This is a genomic window from Geodermatophilus sp. DSM 45219, assembly GCF_900104025.1.
Classification (GTDB): Bacteria; Actinomycetota; Actinomycetes; order Mycobacteriales; family Geodermatophilaceae; genus Geodermatophilus.
The window spans coordinates 150,721-165,080 of sequence record NZ_FNIQ01000003.1 but is presented as its reverse complement, the minus strand read 5'-3'; the positions used below and the strand labels follow the sequence as shown (position 1 = coordinate 165,080).

The window sequence follows — 14,360 nt, the reverse complement described above, 5'->3', positions numbered from 1 at the left end:
CGGAGCCGACAGCGAGTGAGCATCGCAGCGAGCGCCAGCGAGCGAGGAGCGGAGCGAGCGCGGAGGCGACTGGGGGTGTCGAGCGAGGAGTGGATCGAGGCGTGGAGTCGGGCCGAAGGGCAGCCGAGTGGGACGTCGTCGTGGTGGGGGCCGGCACGTCCGGTGCCCCGCTGGCCGCGCGGCTGGCCGACGCCGGACGGCGGGTGCTGGTGCTGGAGGCCGGCGCGGACCACGCGGAGTTCCCCGCCGACCTGCGCGACGCCGCGCGGATGGCCGCCGCTGTCCCCGGGCACCCGGCGAACTGGGACCTCACCGGCGAGCTCACCGACGAGGTGACCTTCCCGGTCCCGCGCGGGCGGGTGGCCGGCGGCTCCAGCGCGCTCAACGGCGGCTACTTCGTCCGCGGCACCCGCGCCGACCTCGACGGCTGGGCGGCGCTCGGCAACGACCTGTGGTCGGCCGACGCGCTGCTGCCCTCGTTCGTCCGGCTGGAGGCCGACCGCGAGTACGGGGACCGGCCCGGCCACGGGGCGTCGGGCCCGGTGCCGGTGCGGCGGCCGGACGGCGACCACCCGCTGGCCGAGGCGCTCGGCGCGGCCGCCGCGGAGCTGGGCGCCCCCGCCGAGCCGGACAAGAACGCCGACGGCCCGCCCGGCTGGGGGCCGGTGCCGCTCAACGTCGCCGACGGCGTGCGGGTCAACACCGCGATGGCCTACCTCGCGCCGCGCCGCGGGCACCCCGGGCTGACCGTGCGCGGGGGCGTGCACGTGCGCCGGGTGGTGGTCGAGGGCGGCCGGGCGGTGGGCGTGGAGACGGCGGACGGCGTGGTGCGGGCCGCCGAGGTGGTGCTCGCCGCGGGGGCGGTGGGCTCGCCGCAGCTGCTGCTGCTCTCGGGCATCGGCCCGGCCGACGACCTGCGCGCCCTGGGCGTCGACGTGGTGGCCGACGTCCCCGGGGTGGGCGCGGACTGCACCGACCACCCCGACGTCTACGTCACCTGGCGCCCGGCCCGCCGGCTGCCGATGCCGCGCGACCTGCACCCGCTGTCCGGGGTCCTCAACACCCCCGACGACCTCGAGGTGCTGCCCTGGCTCAAGCCGTTCAGCCGGGTGGTGGTGCCCCGGACGTCGGTGGGCGTCGCGCGGGTGCTGCGCCGGCCGGCTGCCACGCTGCGGGCGTTGCGCGGCGCCTCGCTGCACCGGCTGCTCGACACCGCGCGGCGCCGCGACGACCTGTTCCTCGGCGTCGGGCTGCAGCGGGAGGACAGCCGCGGGCGGCTGACCCTGACCAGCACCGACCCGCTGGTGCAGCCGCGGCTGGAGTACCGCTACCTGTCCACCGACTCCGACCGGCGGCGCATGCGGCAGGGCGTGCGGCTGGCGGCCGAGCTGCTGCGGACGGCGGCCCTGGCCCCGCTGGTCGCCGGGCGCACCGGCCTGCCCGACGACGTCCTGGCGTCGGACCGGGAGCTGGACCGCTGGGTCCGCCAGCACCTGGCCACCGCCGTCCACCTGGCCGGGACGGCGCGGATGGGCCCGGCCTCCGACCCCGGCGCGGTGGTCGACCAGCACCTGCGGGTCCGCGGGGTGGAGGGGCTGCGCGTCGTCGACACCTCGGTGATGCCCACGGTGACCTCGCGCGGGCCGGCGGCGACCGCGGTGGCGATCGGCGAGCGCGCCGCGGAGCTCATGACCGGCGGCTGACCCTCACCCGCCGGGCAGCGGCGGGAGCGGGATGCCCGGTGGCGGGAAGAACACCGGTGCCTCGGCCGACAGCACCGGCAGGAAGGCGTCGTGCCAGATCTGGCCGCCGCGGCTGCCGCCGAACCCGCCGACGTCCACGTTGGCCGTGGGGTTGAACAGCATGACGCTGGCGGTGTATCGCGGGGTCGACCCGACGAAGGACACCGACGCGCGGTCCTGCGCGGTGCCGGTCTTGGTGGCGATCTGGTGGCCGGGGATCGCGGCCCGCCGGCCCGTGCCGTACGGCAGCGACGAGCCGCCGACCATCATCTGGTTGACCGTCGTGGCGATCTGCGGCGACACGACCTCCGGCGTGCAGGAGGCGCCGGTGCCCAGCGGGCTGCCGTCCTCGCGGGTCAGCGGCCGCCCGTCGCGGCCGAGGACCTCCACGACCGGGATCGGCGTGCACCGGGTGCCGTTGGCGGCGAGCGTGGAGTAGGCACTGGCCAGGGCGAGCGGGCTCGTCGCCTCCGGACCGAGGGTGAAGGAGCCGCGGTTCTGGGCGATCACCTGGTCGGCCACCGGGTCGAGCGAGGTCAGGCCCAGCCGCTGCGCCACCCGCACCGGCCCCTCCACGCTGCCCAGGTCGTCCTCCAGGGCCACGAAGTAGGTGTTCGAGGACCGGACCAGCGCCTCGTGCATGCTCAGCGTCGGCGGGAACCCGCCGTCCCCGACGTTGCTGACCGTGTAGGGGTCGAGGCCGTTGCGGTACACGCGCGAGGTGTAGGGGTCGCTCGTGGTGATCGTGTGCGTGGGCGGGAAGCCCTGCTCCAGGGCCGCGGTGGCGACGAAGACCTTGTACGTGGAGCCGGAGCCCTTGCTGGCGACCACGTTGAGGTTGACCGACGACTGCGCCGGGTCGCCGGCGTCGAAGCCGAACACCCGGTTGGCGCTCATCGCCAGCACGTCCCCGGTACCCGGCTCGACCGCGGTGAACATCGCCGCGACCGGGTCGCCCATCGGCTGGGTGGCCACCACCGCGGCGTCCGCGGAGCGCTGCAGGTCCGCGCGCATCGTCGTCCGGATGGTCAGGCCGCCGTCCTCGAGCTGCTCCTGCGTCATCCCGAGCGCACCGGTGAGGTGCTGCTGCAGGAAGTCGCAGAAGAAGCCGCCGAGCGCCGCGCCGACGCAGCCGTTGGGCGGGGCCGGCGCCGGGGCGACCTCGACCGGCCCTGCTGCGACCTCGGCCAGCTCCGCGTCGCTGACGTGCCCCTGGGCGTGCATCCGCTCGAGCACCACGTTGCGCCGTTCCCGTGCCCGCTCGGGGTCGGCCAGCGGGCTGTCGGAGGTCGGTGTCTGCACCAGGCCGGCCAGCATCGCCGCCTGCGGGAGGGTGAGGTCGGCGGCGTCGACGCCGAAGTAGGCCTGCGCCGCGGCCTGGACGCCGTAGGCGCCCTCGCCGAAGTACACGGTGTTCAGGTACCGGGTGAGGATCTCCTCCTTGGGATAGGTCTCCTCCAGCGCCAGGGCCAGCCGGGCCTCGCGGAGCTTTCGCCCGACGGTCTGCTCGGTGGCGGCCTGCCGCTCCTCGGGGGTGACCGCCGTCTGCAGCAGGGTCTGCTTCACCAGCTGCTGGGTGATCGTCGAGCCGCCCTCCTCGACGCCACCGGAGGTGACGTTGCGGACCAGCGCCCGCAGCGTGCCCTGCACGTCGATCCCGTTGTGCTCGTGGAAGCGCTCGTCCTCGATGTCGACCAGCGCCTGCTCCATGACGTCGGCGATCCGGTCCGCGCCCACGGGCGTGCGGTTGTTCCGGTAGAAGTAGGTGATCACCGACCCGTCCGAGGCCAGGACGACGGTGTTGCCCGGCGGTGTGGCGTCGGTCAGCTCGACCGGCAACGGGGCGAGCAGCGAGGCCGTGGAGCTGGCGGCCAGTCCCGGCCCGACCACCCAGGGGACCAGCAGCGCGGCGAGCAGCGCGCCGGTGAGCGGGAGGACCAGCACCAGGCGGCCCAGCGCGCGCAGCCGGGGGGAGGGGAGACCTGACCTCTGCGACCGCGCCATGCCGTCCTCGCCGCGCTCGAGCCCACGGCGTGCGGGGGAGCACTACGCCGTGCAGCGAGGATCGCGCACGACGGCGGTTGCCGACACCCGGACCGGCGCGGTCGACGGCGCGTCGCGGCGGCGCGCCGTGCGCAGCCGCCGGGACGGCGGCTCAGGGGGCTCAGCGGGCGGTCGGCAGCTCCGTGGTCGACGGGTTCACCGGCGCGGCCCAGGCGTCGGGGTGACGGCGGCCGGTGTCGGCGACCCACGCGTTGTGCGGCCGGGTGGCCGGGCGGGCGCTGAGGGCGACGATCAGCGCGAGCAGACCCACGAGCCCGACGAGGACACCGGCGATCACCATCAACGTCGCGAGCATGTACCGACGGTAGGCAGAGGGCCGCTCCGTGTCACCTGGCGGAAGTGCACCGAGGATCCGCCCTCGGTTGACCAGGTTCTGCTGATCTGGACACAGGCGTCCCTCCCGTCACGGGCGGATCACCACAGCTGGACGCGGACCGCTCGTGCGGGGTATGGGGCCGGCACCCGTCGACAGGAGGACACCGTGCCCGACCCGTTCCGGACGGCCGGACGTGCCGTCGCCGCCCCGCTCGGGGCGCTGGCCCGGTGGCGCCACGGCAAGCCGATGCACCCCCGGGGCGTGGTCCTCGACGCGGTGCTCGAGCGCACCGGCGGCCCGGCCGGGGTGGACGTGCCGTGGCCGGCGGGTCCCGGCGAGCAGCCGGCGACCGTGCGGCTCTCCCGGGGGGCCGGGCTGCCCGCGCCCCTCCCGGACGTGCTGGGCCTCGCCGTCCGCGTGCCCGGGCCGGACGGGCCGGTGGACCTGCTGCTCTCGACCGCGGGCCTGGGCCGGCTGACCCGCCGGGTGCCGGTGCCGCGGCGGGACGCGACCGGCCCCTACTCCTCGATCATGGGTTACCGCTCGGCGGCGGGACCGGTGCTCCTGGCGGCGACGGCCGGGCCCGGCGCGCGGCCGGTGGTCGCCGAGCCCGGGCCGGTGGCCGACGCCGCCCGGGCCGGCCGGCTCGGCTTCACCCTCGCCGCGGCGCCGGGGGCAGGGGAGTGGCGCCCGTTCGCCCGGCTCCGGCTGCTCGGCCCGCTGCCCGACGGTGACCCCGACCTGCACTTCGACGCCGTCCGGCACCCACCACCCGGCCTGGTGCCCGACGGGCCGATGGCGCGGTTCCGGGCGCCGGCCTACGCGGCTGCGCAGGAGGCGCGCGGCCGCGGCTGAGTTGCGCGGCGGGTCACTCCGAGGGTGGACTCGCGCACGAACGGTCACCGTGGCGGATTGGACGGGGAGCCGTCGGGTAACACCACCGGCACGAGTCAGTTCCGATCGGAGATCCGCCCTGCCCGTCGCAGCGCGCGGCCGCAGGAGGAGTAGTCGCACGTGGACCCTGCCGACCCTCCCGCAACCCCCGGGATCCGGGTGGTGACGGTGCCGTACGCCGATCCCTACGTCGACGCCGTGCTGCCCGAGGACGTGGTGGCCGTCGGCCCGGGGACCGGACCCAGCCCCTGGCTCGACCCCGGTTACCTGGCCGCGCACGCCGGCGGGGTGGACGTCGTCCACCTGCACGACGGCTACGGGCACCTGCCCGAGGACGAGGTGGTCAGCTGGACGGAGACGCTGCGGCGGACCGGCGTCCCCCTGGTCCTGACGGTGCACCAGCTGCGCGACCCGCGGCAGTCCACCCGGCGCCGGCACGACGCGCACCTGGAGGCGCTGCTGGCGACCGCCGAGGTGGTGCTCACGCTGACCCCGGGGGCGGCCGACGAGATCGCCGCGCGGTTCGGGCGGACGGCGATCGTCGTCGCGCACCCCTCGATCGCCGAGCCGGTGCCCGGGCTCGGGGCCGAGCGCGGCCTGGTCGGCCTCCCGCTTCGCGCGCCGTGCGCCGCGTTGCCCGACCCGGCGATGCTGGTCCGGGCGGCGCTGTCCGGTGCGGTCAACGGCGGAGGCCGGCTGCGGGTCTTCCTGGACGACGGGGTGGAGGCGCCCCCGGTCTTCGCCGCCGGGGACAGCCTCGAGTACCGGCCGCGCAAGGCGGACTCGTGGACGGCGCAGCTGCAGGAGCTGCACGCCGTCGTCCTGCCCGAGTGCAACGGCACCCACTCGGCGGAGCTGGAGGTCTGCCGCGACGTCGGCACCCGGGTGGTCGCGCCCAGCTGCGGTTGGTTCGCCCACCAGTGGTCCGACGTCGTCACCTACGACAACGACGAAGAGCGCGGGCTGGACCCGGTCTCCCTCGATGCCGCGGTCGCCGCGGCGCTCACCCGGCCGGCTCCCCGGCCCGCCGACCGGGCCTGGCGCACCGAGCAGCGCGCCGCCGTCCGGGCCGTGCACGCGCAGGTCTACGCCCAGGTGGTCGCCGACCGGACGCGGTGACTCACAGCTGGTGCTTGAAGCCGACGTGCGAGGCGGTGAACCCCAGCCGCTCGTAGAAGCGGTGGGCCCCGGGGCGGCGGCTGTCGGTGGTTAGCTGCACGAGACCGCAGCCGCGCCGGCGGGCCTCGTCGACGGCCCAGCCGAGGAGGGCCGCACCGATGCCGCCGCCGCGCAGGTCCGCCCGCACCCGGACCGCCTCGACCTGCAGCCGCGTCGTCCCCCCGCGGGACAGGCCCGGGATCTCGGTGAGCTGGGCGGTGCCGACGACGTCCGGGCCGTCGGTGACGGCGAGCAGCAGCTGGGCGGGGTCGGCGTCGACCGCGGCGAAGGCCCGCTCGTAAGGCGCCAGGTCGGGGGTCTCGCGGTCGCGGCCGAGCGGGTCGTCGGTGAGCAGGGCGACCAGCGCGGGGACGTCGTCGGCGGTCGCGCGGCGCAGGCCGACGGTCGCGCGGCCGGTGTGCAGCGTGGCGGGCAGCGAGGTCACCGCGGCAGTGTGCCCGGCCGGTGTGGCGGGGCCTGCGGAGGATGGTGTGGGCAGGGGCGGGGTCGAACCGCCGACCTCTCGCTTTTCAGGCGAGCGCTCGTACCGACTGAGCTACCTGCCCCTCCCGGTGTCTCCACCGGAGAGCGACCCTGACGGGACTCGAACCCGCGACCTCCGCCGTGACAGGGCGGCGCGCTAACCAACTGCGCTACAGGGCCTTGCTGTGGTGCCGTGCCCCCAACGGGGTTCGAACCCGTGCTACCGCCTTGAAAGGGCGGCGTCCTGGACCGCTAGACGATGGGGGCTCGTGTTCGCCGGGGGCAGCGAGAACTCTACATGGCCTCGCGGTGCGCTCCGACGCGGGGGTCCGTGTCCCCTGCCACGACCGGCCGCCGGGGAGCGCGACACGTGGCCCGGGGTCGCTCACGGAAGGGTCGGGGACTGTCACGCTCAGCAGGTGATCCGCCGTGCCACCGCCTGCCCGCCGCTCCTGCTCGCCGCCGTGCTGCTCGCCGGCTGCGGGACCGCGGACCCCGCCACCGCGCCGTCCGCGAGCGCCGGGGAGACGTCCGCGGCGGCGGCGGAGTCGACCGGTGCCGAGTCCGCCGTGACCAGCCCCGACGGCGAGGAGGCCGGCCCGGACGGCGAGGAGGGGGGCTCCGGTGTCCCGGCGTTCGACGGCGACACCCGGCCGGACACGCAGGAGGCCTCCGCCGACGCGCTGGTCACCGTGACCGAGGTGCGCACCGGCCGGCAGGACGGCTACGACCGCGTCGTGTTCGAGGTCGGCGGCACCGGCACCCCCGGCTGGGACGTCCAGTACGTCGACCAGGCGTACTCCCAGGGCTCGGGCGACCCGGTCGAGGTCGCGGGGGACGCCGTCCTGCAGGTGACGCTCACCGGCGCCGGCTACCCGTACGCGACCGGCGTGGAGGAGTGGGCCGGGCCCGACCCGCTGCCCGGGAACGGCACGCAGAGCGTCACCGAGGTCGCCTGGGACGCCACCTACGAGGGCACCTCGGTGGCCTTCGTCGGGACGAGGGGCGAGGCGCCGTTCCGCGTGTACTCCCTCGAGGGCCCGGCCCGGGTCGTCGTCGAGGTCGGCGACCTCGGCTGATCAAGGACCCTCCTGCCCCCCACCCGCTCGTAGGCTCGCGACGGGCCCCTGCAGGAGGGCCGTTCCAGTACGTCACCAGGCTCGCGGCCGGCCCCTGCAGGAGGGCGGTTCCAGTACGTCACCGGGGTGGCTAGCCCAGCGAGGCGGTGAGCTCCACGGAGTCGGCCTCGACCGTGGTGCAGGTCAGCGTCAGCGACGCGGCGCTCACGGTCTCCCCCTCTGCGCAGGAGATGCTGGCGTTGCCCACGCTGAGGCTCGCCCGGCCGTCCTGGACGCCGCCGAAGGCCAGCGACGTCCCGAGGATCTCGACCTGGGCGTCGCTGCCGGTCAGCGTCACCGAGCACTCGCTGCCGCTGCAGGAGAAGTTCTGCCCGCCGAACGAGCAGGCGGTCAGCGGCAGCAGCGTGAGGCCACCGGCGAGGACCCCGGCAGCGAGGCGGGCGGGGCGCGACGTCGTCGTGGTCATGGACCGAGGGTAGGGCGGCCGGGTCACCCCGTCGGGGAGGCAGGGGCCGGCGACGGGGTGGGGCCGGGCGCCTCGCCGGTCTCCAGCGGACCGACGACCTCCCGCTCGATGGTCACCTCGGTCTGGCCCAGCCCGCCGAGGGTGATCTGGTCGTAGGCGGTGAGCGCGCCGGTCTGCGGGTCCAGGTAGAGCACCGTGCAGGTGAGCGGCTCGGGGAACTCGCCCTGCAGGGCGCGCAGCCCGGCGCCGCCGGTGGAGCCCTGCACCATGAGCAGCGTGCCCTGGTCGAGCCGGGTCACCGCCCGCTCGTGCGTGTGCCCGGCCAGCACGAGGGGGACGACGCCGTCCAGCGGCGGGGCCTGCTCGGGGTCGTGCACCATGGCGATCGCCGGCTGCTCGGGCAGGGTCCCGACGAACTCGGCGAGGCCCTCGCCGCTCTCCTCCAGGGTCTCCGCGCCGTCGTCGGCGTCCGGGTCCGGCGTGAACCGGGTGTCCGGCGTGCCGACGACCTGGAGGCCGCCCACGGTGACGGCCGAGTCGTCGAGCACGGTCGCGTTCGGCTGGGCGGCGACCAGCTCGACGGTGACCGTGGAGTCGTGGTTGCCGCGGGTGAACACGTAGGGGACGCCGAGGGTGCCGACCCGGCTGACCAGCGTGTTCTCGGGCACGCTGCCCCAGTCGGTGAGGTCCCCGGTGTCGAGGACGCCGTCCACGTCGAACTGGGTGACCACCTGGGCCACCAGGTCGAGCCCGGCGGGGTTGAGGTGGATGTCGGAGACGTGCAGCAGTGCCACGTCGTCGTCGGCGCCGCCGGGCGGGGGCAGCGTGGACAGCGTCGAGTACAGGCTGCTGACGTTGGAGACCAGGTCCTCGAGGGAGGAGCGGTAGGCGTCGAACCGGGCCATGAGGTCCTCGGCGCTGCCGATGAGGCTGTTGGCGTTGACCAGCAGCCCGGTGTACGTCGGCTGGGACAGCGCCTCGGGGCGCCAGGTCGCCGCGGTGACGCCACCGGTCACCGCGACCAGCGCGGTGGACAGCCCCAGGGCGATCAGCGGTTCGCGGCGGCGGCGCAGCACCAGCAGGGACGCCGCGGTCGCCCCGCCGACGGCGGACAGCGCGGTCAGCCAGGCCACCCGCCGGACGGCGTCCTGCAGGTCGGCGCTCACCTGGTCGACGATGCCGTCCAGCCGCGCCGGGTCGGTCGCCAGCTGGGTGGCCCGGATCTCGTCGACCCGGCTCAGCTGGATCTCCAGCCGCAACGGCCCGTCGTAGGCGTCGACCTCGAGGGCACCGAGCGGCGGGATGTCCAGCGCGGCGCCGCCGCCGAGGGGGCGCAGCGCGACCGTCGCGTCGAACGGCCCGATCGCGGCCGGGACGCGGCCGAGCAGCAGGATCCCGATCCACGCCCCGGCCAGGACGACGGCCAGTCGAGCGGCCCAGCGGCCCACCCCTCGGGCGACCGTGCGAGCAGTGGCGGAGCGGCGCGCGGACGCGGCGGGGCTCGGCTGGCTCACTCGCGCCAACCTAGCGCCGGCCGGCCGCGGCGCTGCCCGGGCGCCCGGCCGGGAGCGCGACCGTCACGCGACCGTCACGCCGCGGGACGTCGGACGGTCAGGCGGGGGAGGCAGCCCTCGGGCGGAACAGCCAGCGCAGGGCGACGAAGCGCAGCAGGCCGACCAGGCCGGTGACCGTGACGACCAGCGTGACCTGCGTGACCACGCTCGCGTCGGGCACGAGGGAGTTCAGCACGCCGAGGGCGGCGCTGGTGAGCAGCAGCCCGATGACCGTGACCCCGCTGGCCTCGGCCTGTGCGGTGAGCCAGTGCACCCGCTCACCGGCGTGGAACGTCAGCCGGCGGTGCATCTCGTTGGCCAGCACCGTCGACACCGCGGTCCCCGCCACGTGCGCGGGCAGGTAGCCCAGCCACTCGAGGGCGGCGAAGAGGGCCGCGTAGACCAGCGTGGTCGAGCCGCCGACGAGGACGAAGCGCGCGAACTGGGCGAGCGTGTCCTCGCCGCGGAACCGGGTGACGAGGCTGCCGACGGCATCGCCGACCACCGGACGGCGGGTCAGCAACGACGGGCAGGTCACGAGCGCTCCTCTGTCGGCCACGGGTTCTTCCTGCAGGTTCCACCTGGGGATCGGCTGGACACCAGCGGTTATTCCCCTGAGTACCGACGGAAACGCCGTGCGGTCGGTCACGACGCCCAGCGCGTCCGGCGTGGCCGTCACCCTCGGGTGGGTCCCCACTACGGCGCGGCCGAGACGGCATCGCCGCCGGTCATCGGGGGTAGGACGCCGCCCATGAGCCTCATGGGGATCCTCGACCGCGTCGCAGACTCGGCGACCTTCGACAAGACCATCGAGCCGGCCCGGCGCGCGGTGCAGGCCGTCCTCAGACCGCAGGCCTTCAAGGACCTGCTGCACGGCACGTGGCTGGGCCACCCGGTGCACCCGGTGCTGGTGCAGGTCCCCGTGGGCAGCTGGACCTCGGCCGGCCTGCTCGACGCCATCCCGCCGCTGCGGCCGGCCGCCACCGTGCTCATCGGCACCGGCGTGGCCGCCTCGATCCCGGCCGCGCTGTCCGGCGCGGCCGACTGGTCCGAGCAGGGGATCGGCGTCCAGCGGCTGGGCGCGCTGCACGCCGTGGGCAACACCCTCGCGCTCGGGCTCTACGTCGGCTCGCTGGTCGCCCGGGCCCGGGGCCGCGGCGGCCTGGGCCGGGTGCTGTCGTACGCGGGGCTGGGGGTGGCGACGGGCTCGGCGGCGGTCGGCGGGCACATGTCCTACGCGCAGTCCTCGGGCGCCTCGCACTCGGCGACGGCGGCCCGCGCGATGAGCTCGGACTGGATCGACCTCGGCCCCCTCGACGACCTGCCCGAGGGGCGGCCGGCGCTGCGGACCGGCAGCGGCGGGAGCGTCGACGTCCCGCTGGCCGTCGTCCGCCGGGGAGCGCGGGTGGACGCTTTCATCGGGGCCTGCTCGCACCTGTCCGGACCGCTGCACGAGGGGGCCGTGGAGCAGGTGCGCGGCACCGACTGCCTGGTCTGCCCGTGGCACGGCTCGGCGTTCGACCTCGAGGACGGCCAGCCGCGGCGCGGTCCGGCGGCCAACCCGCAGGACAAGCTGGAGATCCGCATGCAGGCCGGCCGGGTCATGGCCCGGCTGCCCGGGCGCGACCGGTAGGGGCCCGGGGCGCCGCCGCCGTCCCTACCCTCGGGACGTGCGGCGGACTCCGGTGCTGGTCCTGGCGCTGCTGTGCGCCGGCTGCTCCGGGACGACCGGCGCGGGCAGCCCCGCGCCGGCGCCTCCGCCCCCCGCCGTGCCCCCCGTGCCGGGGATCGAGGCCGAGGTGGTGCGCATGCGCACCGACGTGACCGTCGACGGGCAGGTGCACGTCCGCGTGACCGACACCGGCGACGAGCCGTTCACGGTGACCGGGGTGGCGCTGGACTCGCCGGGCTTCGCGCCACTGCCGGCGACCGCGCTGACCGCCGAGTTCGAGCCGGGCCGGACGATCGCGCTGCGCACCTCCTACGGCGAGCCGGACTGCGCGGCGCAGGTGGCTCCGCTGGCGGCGCGGCTCACCGTGGTGCGGCCCGACGGCGCGGTCCAGGAGCTGCGCGTGCCGCTGGCGGGGGACGACCTGGACGTCGTCCACCGCGAGGAGTGCGCGGTGGCCGGGGTGCTCGCCGTCGCGGGCGTGGAACTCACCGGGCTGGCTGCCCGGGAGGAGGCGGTGACCGGCAGCCTCGTCCTGACCCGGTCCGGGGACGACGACCGCGCGGTCACGGTGGTCGACGCCCGGCGCAGCGTGGTGCTGGACGTCGCCGTCGACGGGCTGCCGCTGGGATTGGGCCCGGGGGAGCGGCGGGTCGAGGCCGGTGTGGAGTTCACCCCGGCGTCCTGCGAGCCGCACGTGCTGGCCGAGACCAAGCAGCCGTTCGTCTTCCCGCTGTCCGTGGTCGTGGGGGACGGCGAGCCGGTGGCCGTGCCGCTGCCGGTGGACCAGGCGCAGCAGGCGCTGCTCTGGGACCTGCTGGAGCGGGTCTGCTGAGCCCGGGATGGAGTCCGGCCCGACCGCCACGGGGGGAACGAGGCGGCCGGGCCGGAGCCTGGAGCCCGGGGACGGTCACCGGGCTGGAGTGACGGTAGGTGACTTGACGGTCTCAAGCGATCACCCGACCGGGTGAGCGGTCGTGGCGAAGAACACGCAGCGTGGGCAGGGGTTCGCTGCCGAGCCGCCTGGGCAACCCGCCGCCCGTGTTCTTCCTCTTCTCCAGCCGGCTCGGCTGCCTCGGCTCCCTCGCCGTCTCCGCGCTGCTGACCGTCCTGCTCCTGCTGCTCTTCGACGTCATCTGACCGGCCGGCCGCGCAGGTAGCCTCGCCGCTGACGCCGGGCCTCTAGCTCAACTGGCAGAGCAGCGGACTTTTAATCCGCGGGTTGTGGGTTCGATCCCCACGGGGCCCACTCGACACGGCCTCTGACCAGCGGATCCGCTGATCGGGGGTCGCTCTGCTGTGGGCGTCCTGGGCCTGACCCCTCGAGCACCCAGCACTCTGCCTCGCCGCGAGTCCGGAGCAGAGGGCCGCCCTCTTCGTCATCGCACCCCTACCGTGTGCCGGTGCAGACGTCCGAGCCCGCGCCAGCGGCGCCCGGTGCCCGTCGACGTGCACGACGGTCGACGTCAGTCGCCTTCGCCGTGGGCGCTGCGGTCGGTCTGCTCGGTGGTCTCATCGGGCTCGGTGGGGCCGAGTTCCGGCTGCCACTCCTCATCGGACTCTTCGGCTTCGCTGCGCTGCAGGCCGTCATCCTCAACAAGGCCATGAGCCTCGTCGTGGTCCTCACGGCACTGCCCGCCCGCCTGTTCGGTGTGCCGCTCACGGACCTGGCCGCGCACTGGTCCGTGATCGCCAACCTGCTGGCGGGCAGTCTGGTCGGCGCATGGGCAGGGGCGACCTGGGCGACCCGGATGCGGTCCACGACCCTCTACCGGGTCCTCGCCGGTCTCCTCGTCCTCATCGCCGTTGCCCTCGTGGCGAGCCATGTCGGCACGTTGGGCAGGCTTCCGCTGTCCCCGGTCGTCCAGGCCGTCGCCGGTGTTCTCGCGGGCGTCCTGATCGGCATCGTCGCCGCGATCATGGGTGTCGCAGGAGGAGAGCTGCTGATCCCGACGATCGTGTTGCTCTACGGCGCCGACATCAAGCTCGCGGGGAGCCTGTCCCTGGCAGTTTCCCTGCCCACGATGTTGGTGGCCTTCGCCCGCTACAGCAGGGACGACGGCTTCGCCGTCCTCCGAGGCAACCTGCGGTTCGCCGGGATCATGGCCATGGGCTCTGTCGTCGGGACGCTCTGCGGCGGACTCCTCCTGGGAGTCGTGCCGAACGCCGTCCTGCTCCCTGCGCTCGCAGGTCTCCTGTTCCTCTCGGCCGTGAAGGTCTGGCAGCACAGCTAGCCAACGCCTCGACGCCGCAGATGTCCCACACCGTCAGGCCGCCGACCCGGCGGAGCGAGTGACGAGGCGCAGCACCTCCGACCATTCCGGCCGGCTCGCTCCCTCGTGGTGGGAATCGGCGCGGAATGGCTGGAGCCGCTGTCAGCCGGAGCCGAACAGCACGAGACCGCCGATGAACAACGGCAACGACACGAACAGGAAGACGCCGAGTGCGGTCAGCGCCGAACCGCTGCCGGGCTCCTCGCGGTCGGGACCCCAGCCCAGGAACGCCCGGGTGTCGTTGTCCGCAGCCCGCGTGAACGTGGTCCCACCGGTCAGGCTGATGAGGGCGGCGACGACGATCAGCGAGAGCGCGACTTTCGTCCGGAACTCCCCGCCCTGCACCGCGAGCCAGATGCCTGCCGCGGCCAGCGCCACGGCGGCCGCGACGGCCAGGAGCACGAGCGCCGTCCAGAGACCCCGCGCGACGTCGTCCACCCGGCCACCGTAGGACCGGGAGCAGCCGCAGGGAGTGCATCCCGCGACGCGCCGTCCGGAATCGGTGACCGAGCACCCGGAGAGGCCATTCACGCTCGGAATGGGGCGCCAAGTCGACAAGACGGTGCGCGCAGAGGCGGGTCGTGGAGCCTCGCACGAGGCCCGCACAACGATCCGGTGACGGGACCATTTCCGGTGTGTCCGCCCGGCCATTCCCGAAGCGCG

The 14,360-nt window shown here is 75.3% G+C and carries 15 protein-coding genes and 4 tRNA genes; 9 read left to right on the top strand and 10 right to left on the bottom strand.

What is annotated here, in order from left to right:
- Positions 1-101: 101 nt before the first annotated feature.
- Positions 102-1,703: a GMC family oxidoreductase gene (locus BLR12_RS09925; protein ID WP_091377057.1), complete on the top strand. Its 1,602-nt coding sequence runs from the start codon at positions 102-104 to the stop codon at positions 1,701-1,703.
- A gap of 3 nt (positions 1,704-1,706) precedes the next feature.
- On the opposite strand, the gene BLR12_RS09920 is transcribed toward BLR12_RS09925, so the two are convergent.
- Complete coding sequence (locus BLR12_RS09920; RefSeq protein WP_091377055.1) at positions 1,707-3,746, bottom strand: transglycosylase domain-containing protein; 2,040 nt, start codon at positions 3,744-3,746, stop codon at positions 1,707-1,709.
- A 160-nt stretch (positions 3,747-3,906) separates the two neighbouring features.
- The gene (locus BLR12_RS09915; protein WP_091377052.1) at positions 3,907-4,101 is read right to left on the bottom strand and encodes a hypothetical protein; all 195 of its coding nucleotides are present in this window, start codon (positions 4,099-4,101) and stop codon (positions 3,907-3,909) included.
- Between the two features lie 186 nt (positions 4,102-4,287).
- On the opposite strand from BLR12_RS09915, the gene BLR12_RS09910 reads away from it, so the two are divergent.
- Positions 4,288-4,977, top strand: a complete 690-nt coding sequence (locus BLR12_RS09910) for a phosphodiesterase (RefSeq protein ID WP_091377050.1) — start codon at positions 4,288-4,290, stop codon at positions 4,975-4,977.
- A 159-nt stretch (positions 4,978-5,136) separates the two neighbouring features.
- Positions 5,137-6,135: a glycosyltransferase family protein gene (locus BLR12_RS09905; RefSeq protein WP_091377047.1), complete on the top strand. Its 999-nt coding sequence runs from the start codon at positions 5,137-5,139 to the stop codon at positions 6,133-6,135.
- A 1-nt stretch (position 6,136) separates the two neighbouring features.
- On the opposite strand, the gene BLR12_RS09900 is transcribed toward BLR12_RS09905, so the two are convergent.
- The 4 genes from BLR12_RS09900 to BLR12_RS09885 form a co-directional block, all read right to left on the bottom strand.
- The gene (locus BLR12_RS09900) at positions 6,137-6,619 is read right to left on the bottom strand and encodes a GNAT family N-acetyltransferase (RefSeq protein WP_255363408.1); all 483 of its coding nucleotides are present in this window, start codon (positions 6,617-6,619) and stop codon (positions 6,137-6,139) included.
- Between the two features lie 47 nt (positions 6,620-6,666).
- Positions 6,667-6,740, bottom strand: a tRNA-Phe gene (locus BLR12_RS09895).
- 23 nt (positions 6,741-6,763) lie between these two features.
- A tRNA-Asp gene (locus tag BLR12_RS09890) sits at positions 6,764-6,837 on the bottom strand.
- Positions 6,838-6,851: 14 nt separating this feature from the next.
- Positions 6,852-6,924, bottom strand: a tRNA-Glu gene (locus BLR12_RS09885).
- Between the two features lie 152 nt (positions 6,925-7,076).
- Here BLR12_RS09885 and BLR12_RS09880 point away from each other — a divergent pair.
- Positions 7,077-7,736 (top strand): AMIN-like domain-containing (lipo)protein, encoded by a 660-nt coding sequence (locus tag BLR12_RS09880; RefSeq protein WP_091377044.1) that lies wholly within the window; start codon positions 7,077-7,079, stop codon positions 7,734-7,736.
- A 130-nt stretch (positions 7,737-7,866) separates the two neighbouring features.
- On the opposite strand, the gene BLR12_RS09875 is transcribed toward BLR12_RS09880, so the two are convergent.
- The 3 genes from BLR12_RS09875 to BLR12_RS09865 all read right to left on the bottom strand — a co-directional run bounded on the left by BLR12_RS09875 (position 7,867) and on the right by BLR12_RS09865 (position 10,314).
- The gene (locus tag BLR12_RS09875) at positions 7,867-8,202 is read right to left on the bottom strand and encodes a hypothetical protein (RefSeq protein ID WP_091377043.1); all 336 of its coding nucleotides are present in this window, start codon (positions 8,200-8,202) and stop codon (positions 7,867-7,869) included.
- Positions 8,203-8,225: 23 nt separating this feature from the next.
- Complete coding sequence (locus tag BLR12_RS09870) at positions 8,226-9,716, bottom strand: metallophosphoesterase family protein (RefSeq protein WP_091377040.1); 1,491 nt, start codon at positions 9,714-9,716, stop codon at positions 8,226-8,228.
- Between the two features lie 97 nt (positions 9,717-9,813).
- Complete coding sequence (locus BLR12_RS09865) at positions 9,814-10,314, bottom strand: GtrA family protein (RefSeq protein WP_255363407.1); 501 nt, start codon at positions 10,312-10,314, stop codon at positions 9,814-9,816.
- 192 nt (positions 10,315-10,506) lie between these two features.
- On the opposite strand from BLR12_RS09865, the gene BLR12_RS09860 reads away from it, so the two are divergent.
- The 5 genes from BLR12_RS09860 (at position 10,507) to BLR12_RS09845 (ending at position 13,658) form a co-directional block, all read left to right on the top strand.
- Entirely contained in the window at positions 10,507-11,388 is an 882-nt protein-coding gene (locus tag BLR12_RS09860; protein WP_091377036.1) for a Rieske (2Fe-2S) protein, read from the top strand.
- Between the two features lie 37 nt (positions 11,389-11,425).
- Positions 11,426-12,259 carry a hypothetical protein gene (locus tag BLR12_RS09855; RefSeq protein WP_143018752.1) on the top strand — a complete coding sequence of 278 codons (834 nt, stop codon included), beginning with the start codon at positions 11,426-11,428 and terminating at the stop codon, positions 12,257-12,259.
- Positions 12,260-12,420: 161 nt separating this feature from the next.
- Entirely contained in the window at positions 12,421-12,564 is a 144-nt protein-coding gene (locus tag BLR12_RS24460) for a hypothetical protein (protein ID WP_176832438.1), read from the top strand.
- A 36-nt stretch (positions 12,565-12,600) separates the two neighbouring features.
- Positions 12,601-12,673 (top strand) — tRNA-Lys (locus BLR12_RS09850).
- Between the two features lie 154 nt (positions 12,674-12,827).
- Positions 12,828-13,658: a sulfite exporter TauE/SafE family protein gene (locus tag BLR12_RS09845; RefSeq protein WP_091378399.1), complete on the top strand. Its 831-nt coding sequence runs from the start codon at positions 12,828-12,830 to the stop codon at positions 13,656-13,658.
- Positions 13,659-13,799: 141 nt separating this feature from the next.
- On the opposite strand, the gene BLR12_RS09840 is transcribed toward BLR12_RS09845, so the two are convergent.
- Positions 13,800-14,135 carry a hypothetical protein gene (locus BLR12_RS09840; RefSeq protein WP_091377031.1) on the bottom strand — a complete coding sequence of 112 codons (336 nt, stop codon included), beginning with the start codon at positions 14,133-14,135 and terminating at the stop codon, positions 13,800-13,802.
- Positions 14,136-14,360 lie beyond the last annotated feature (225 nt).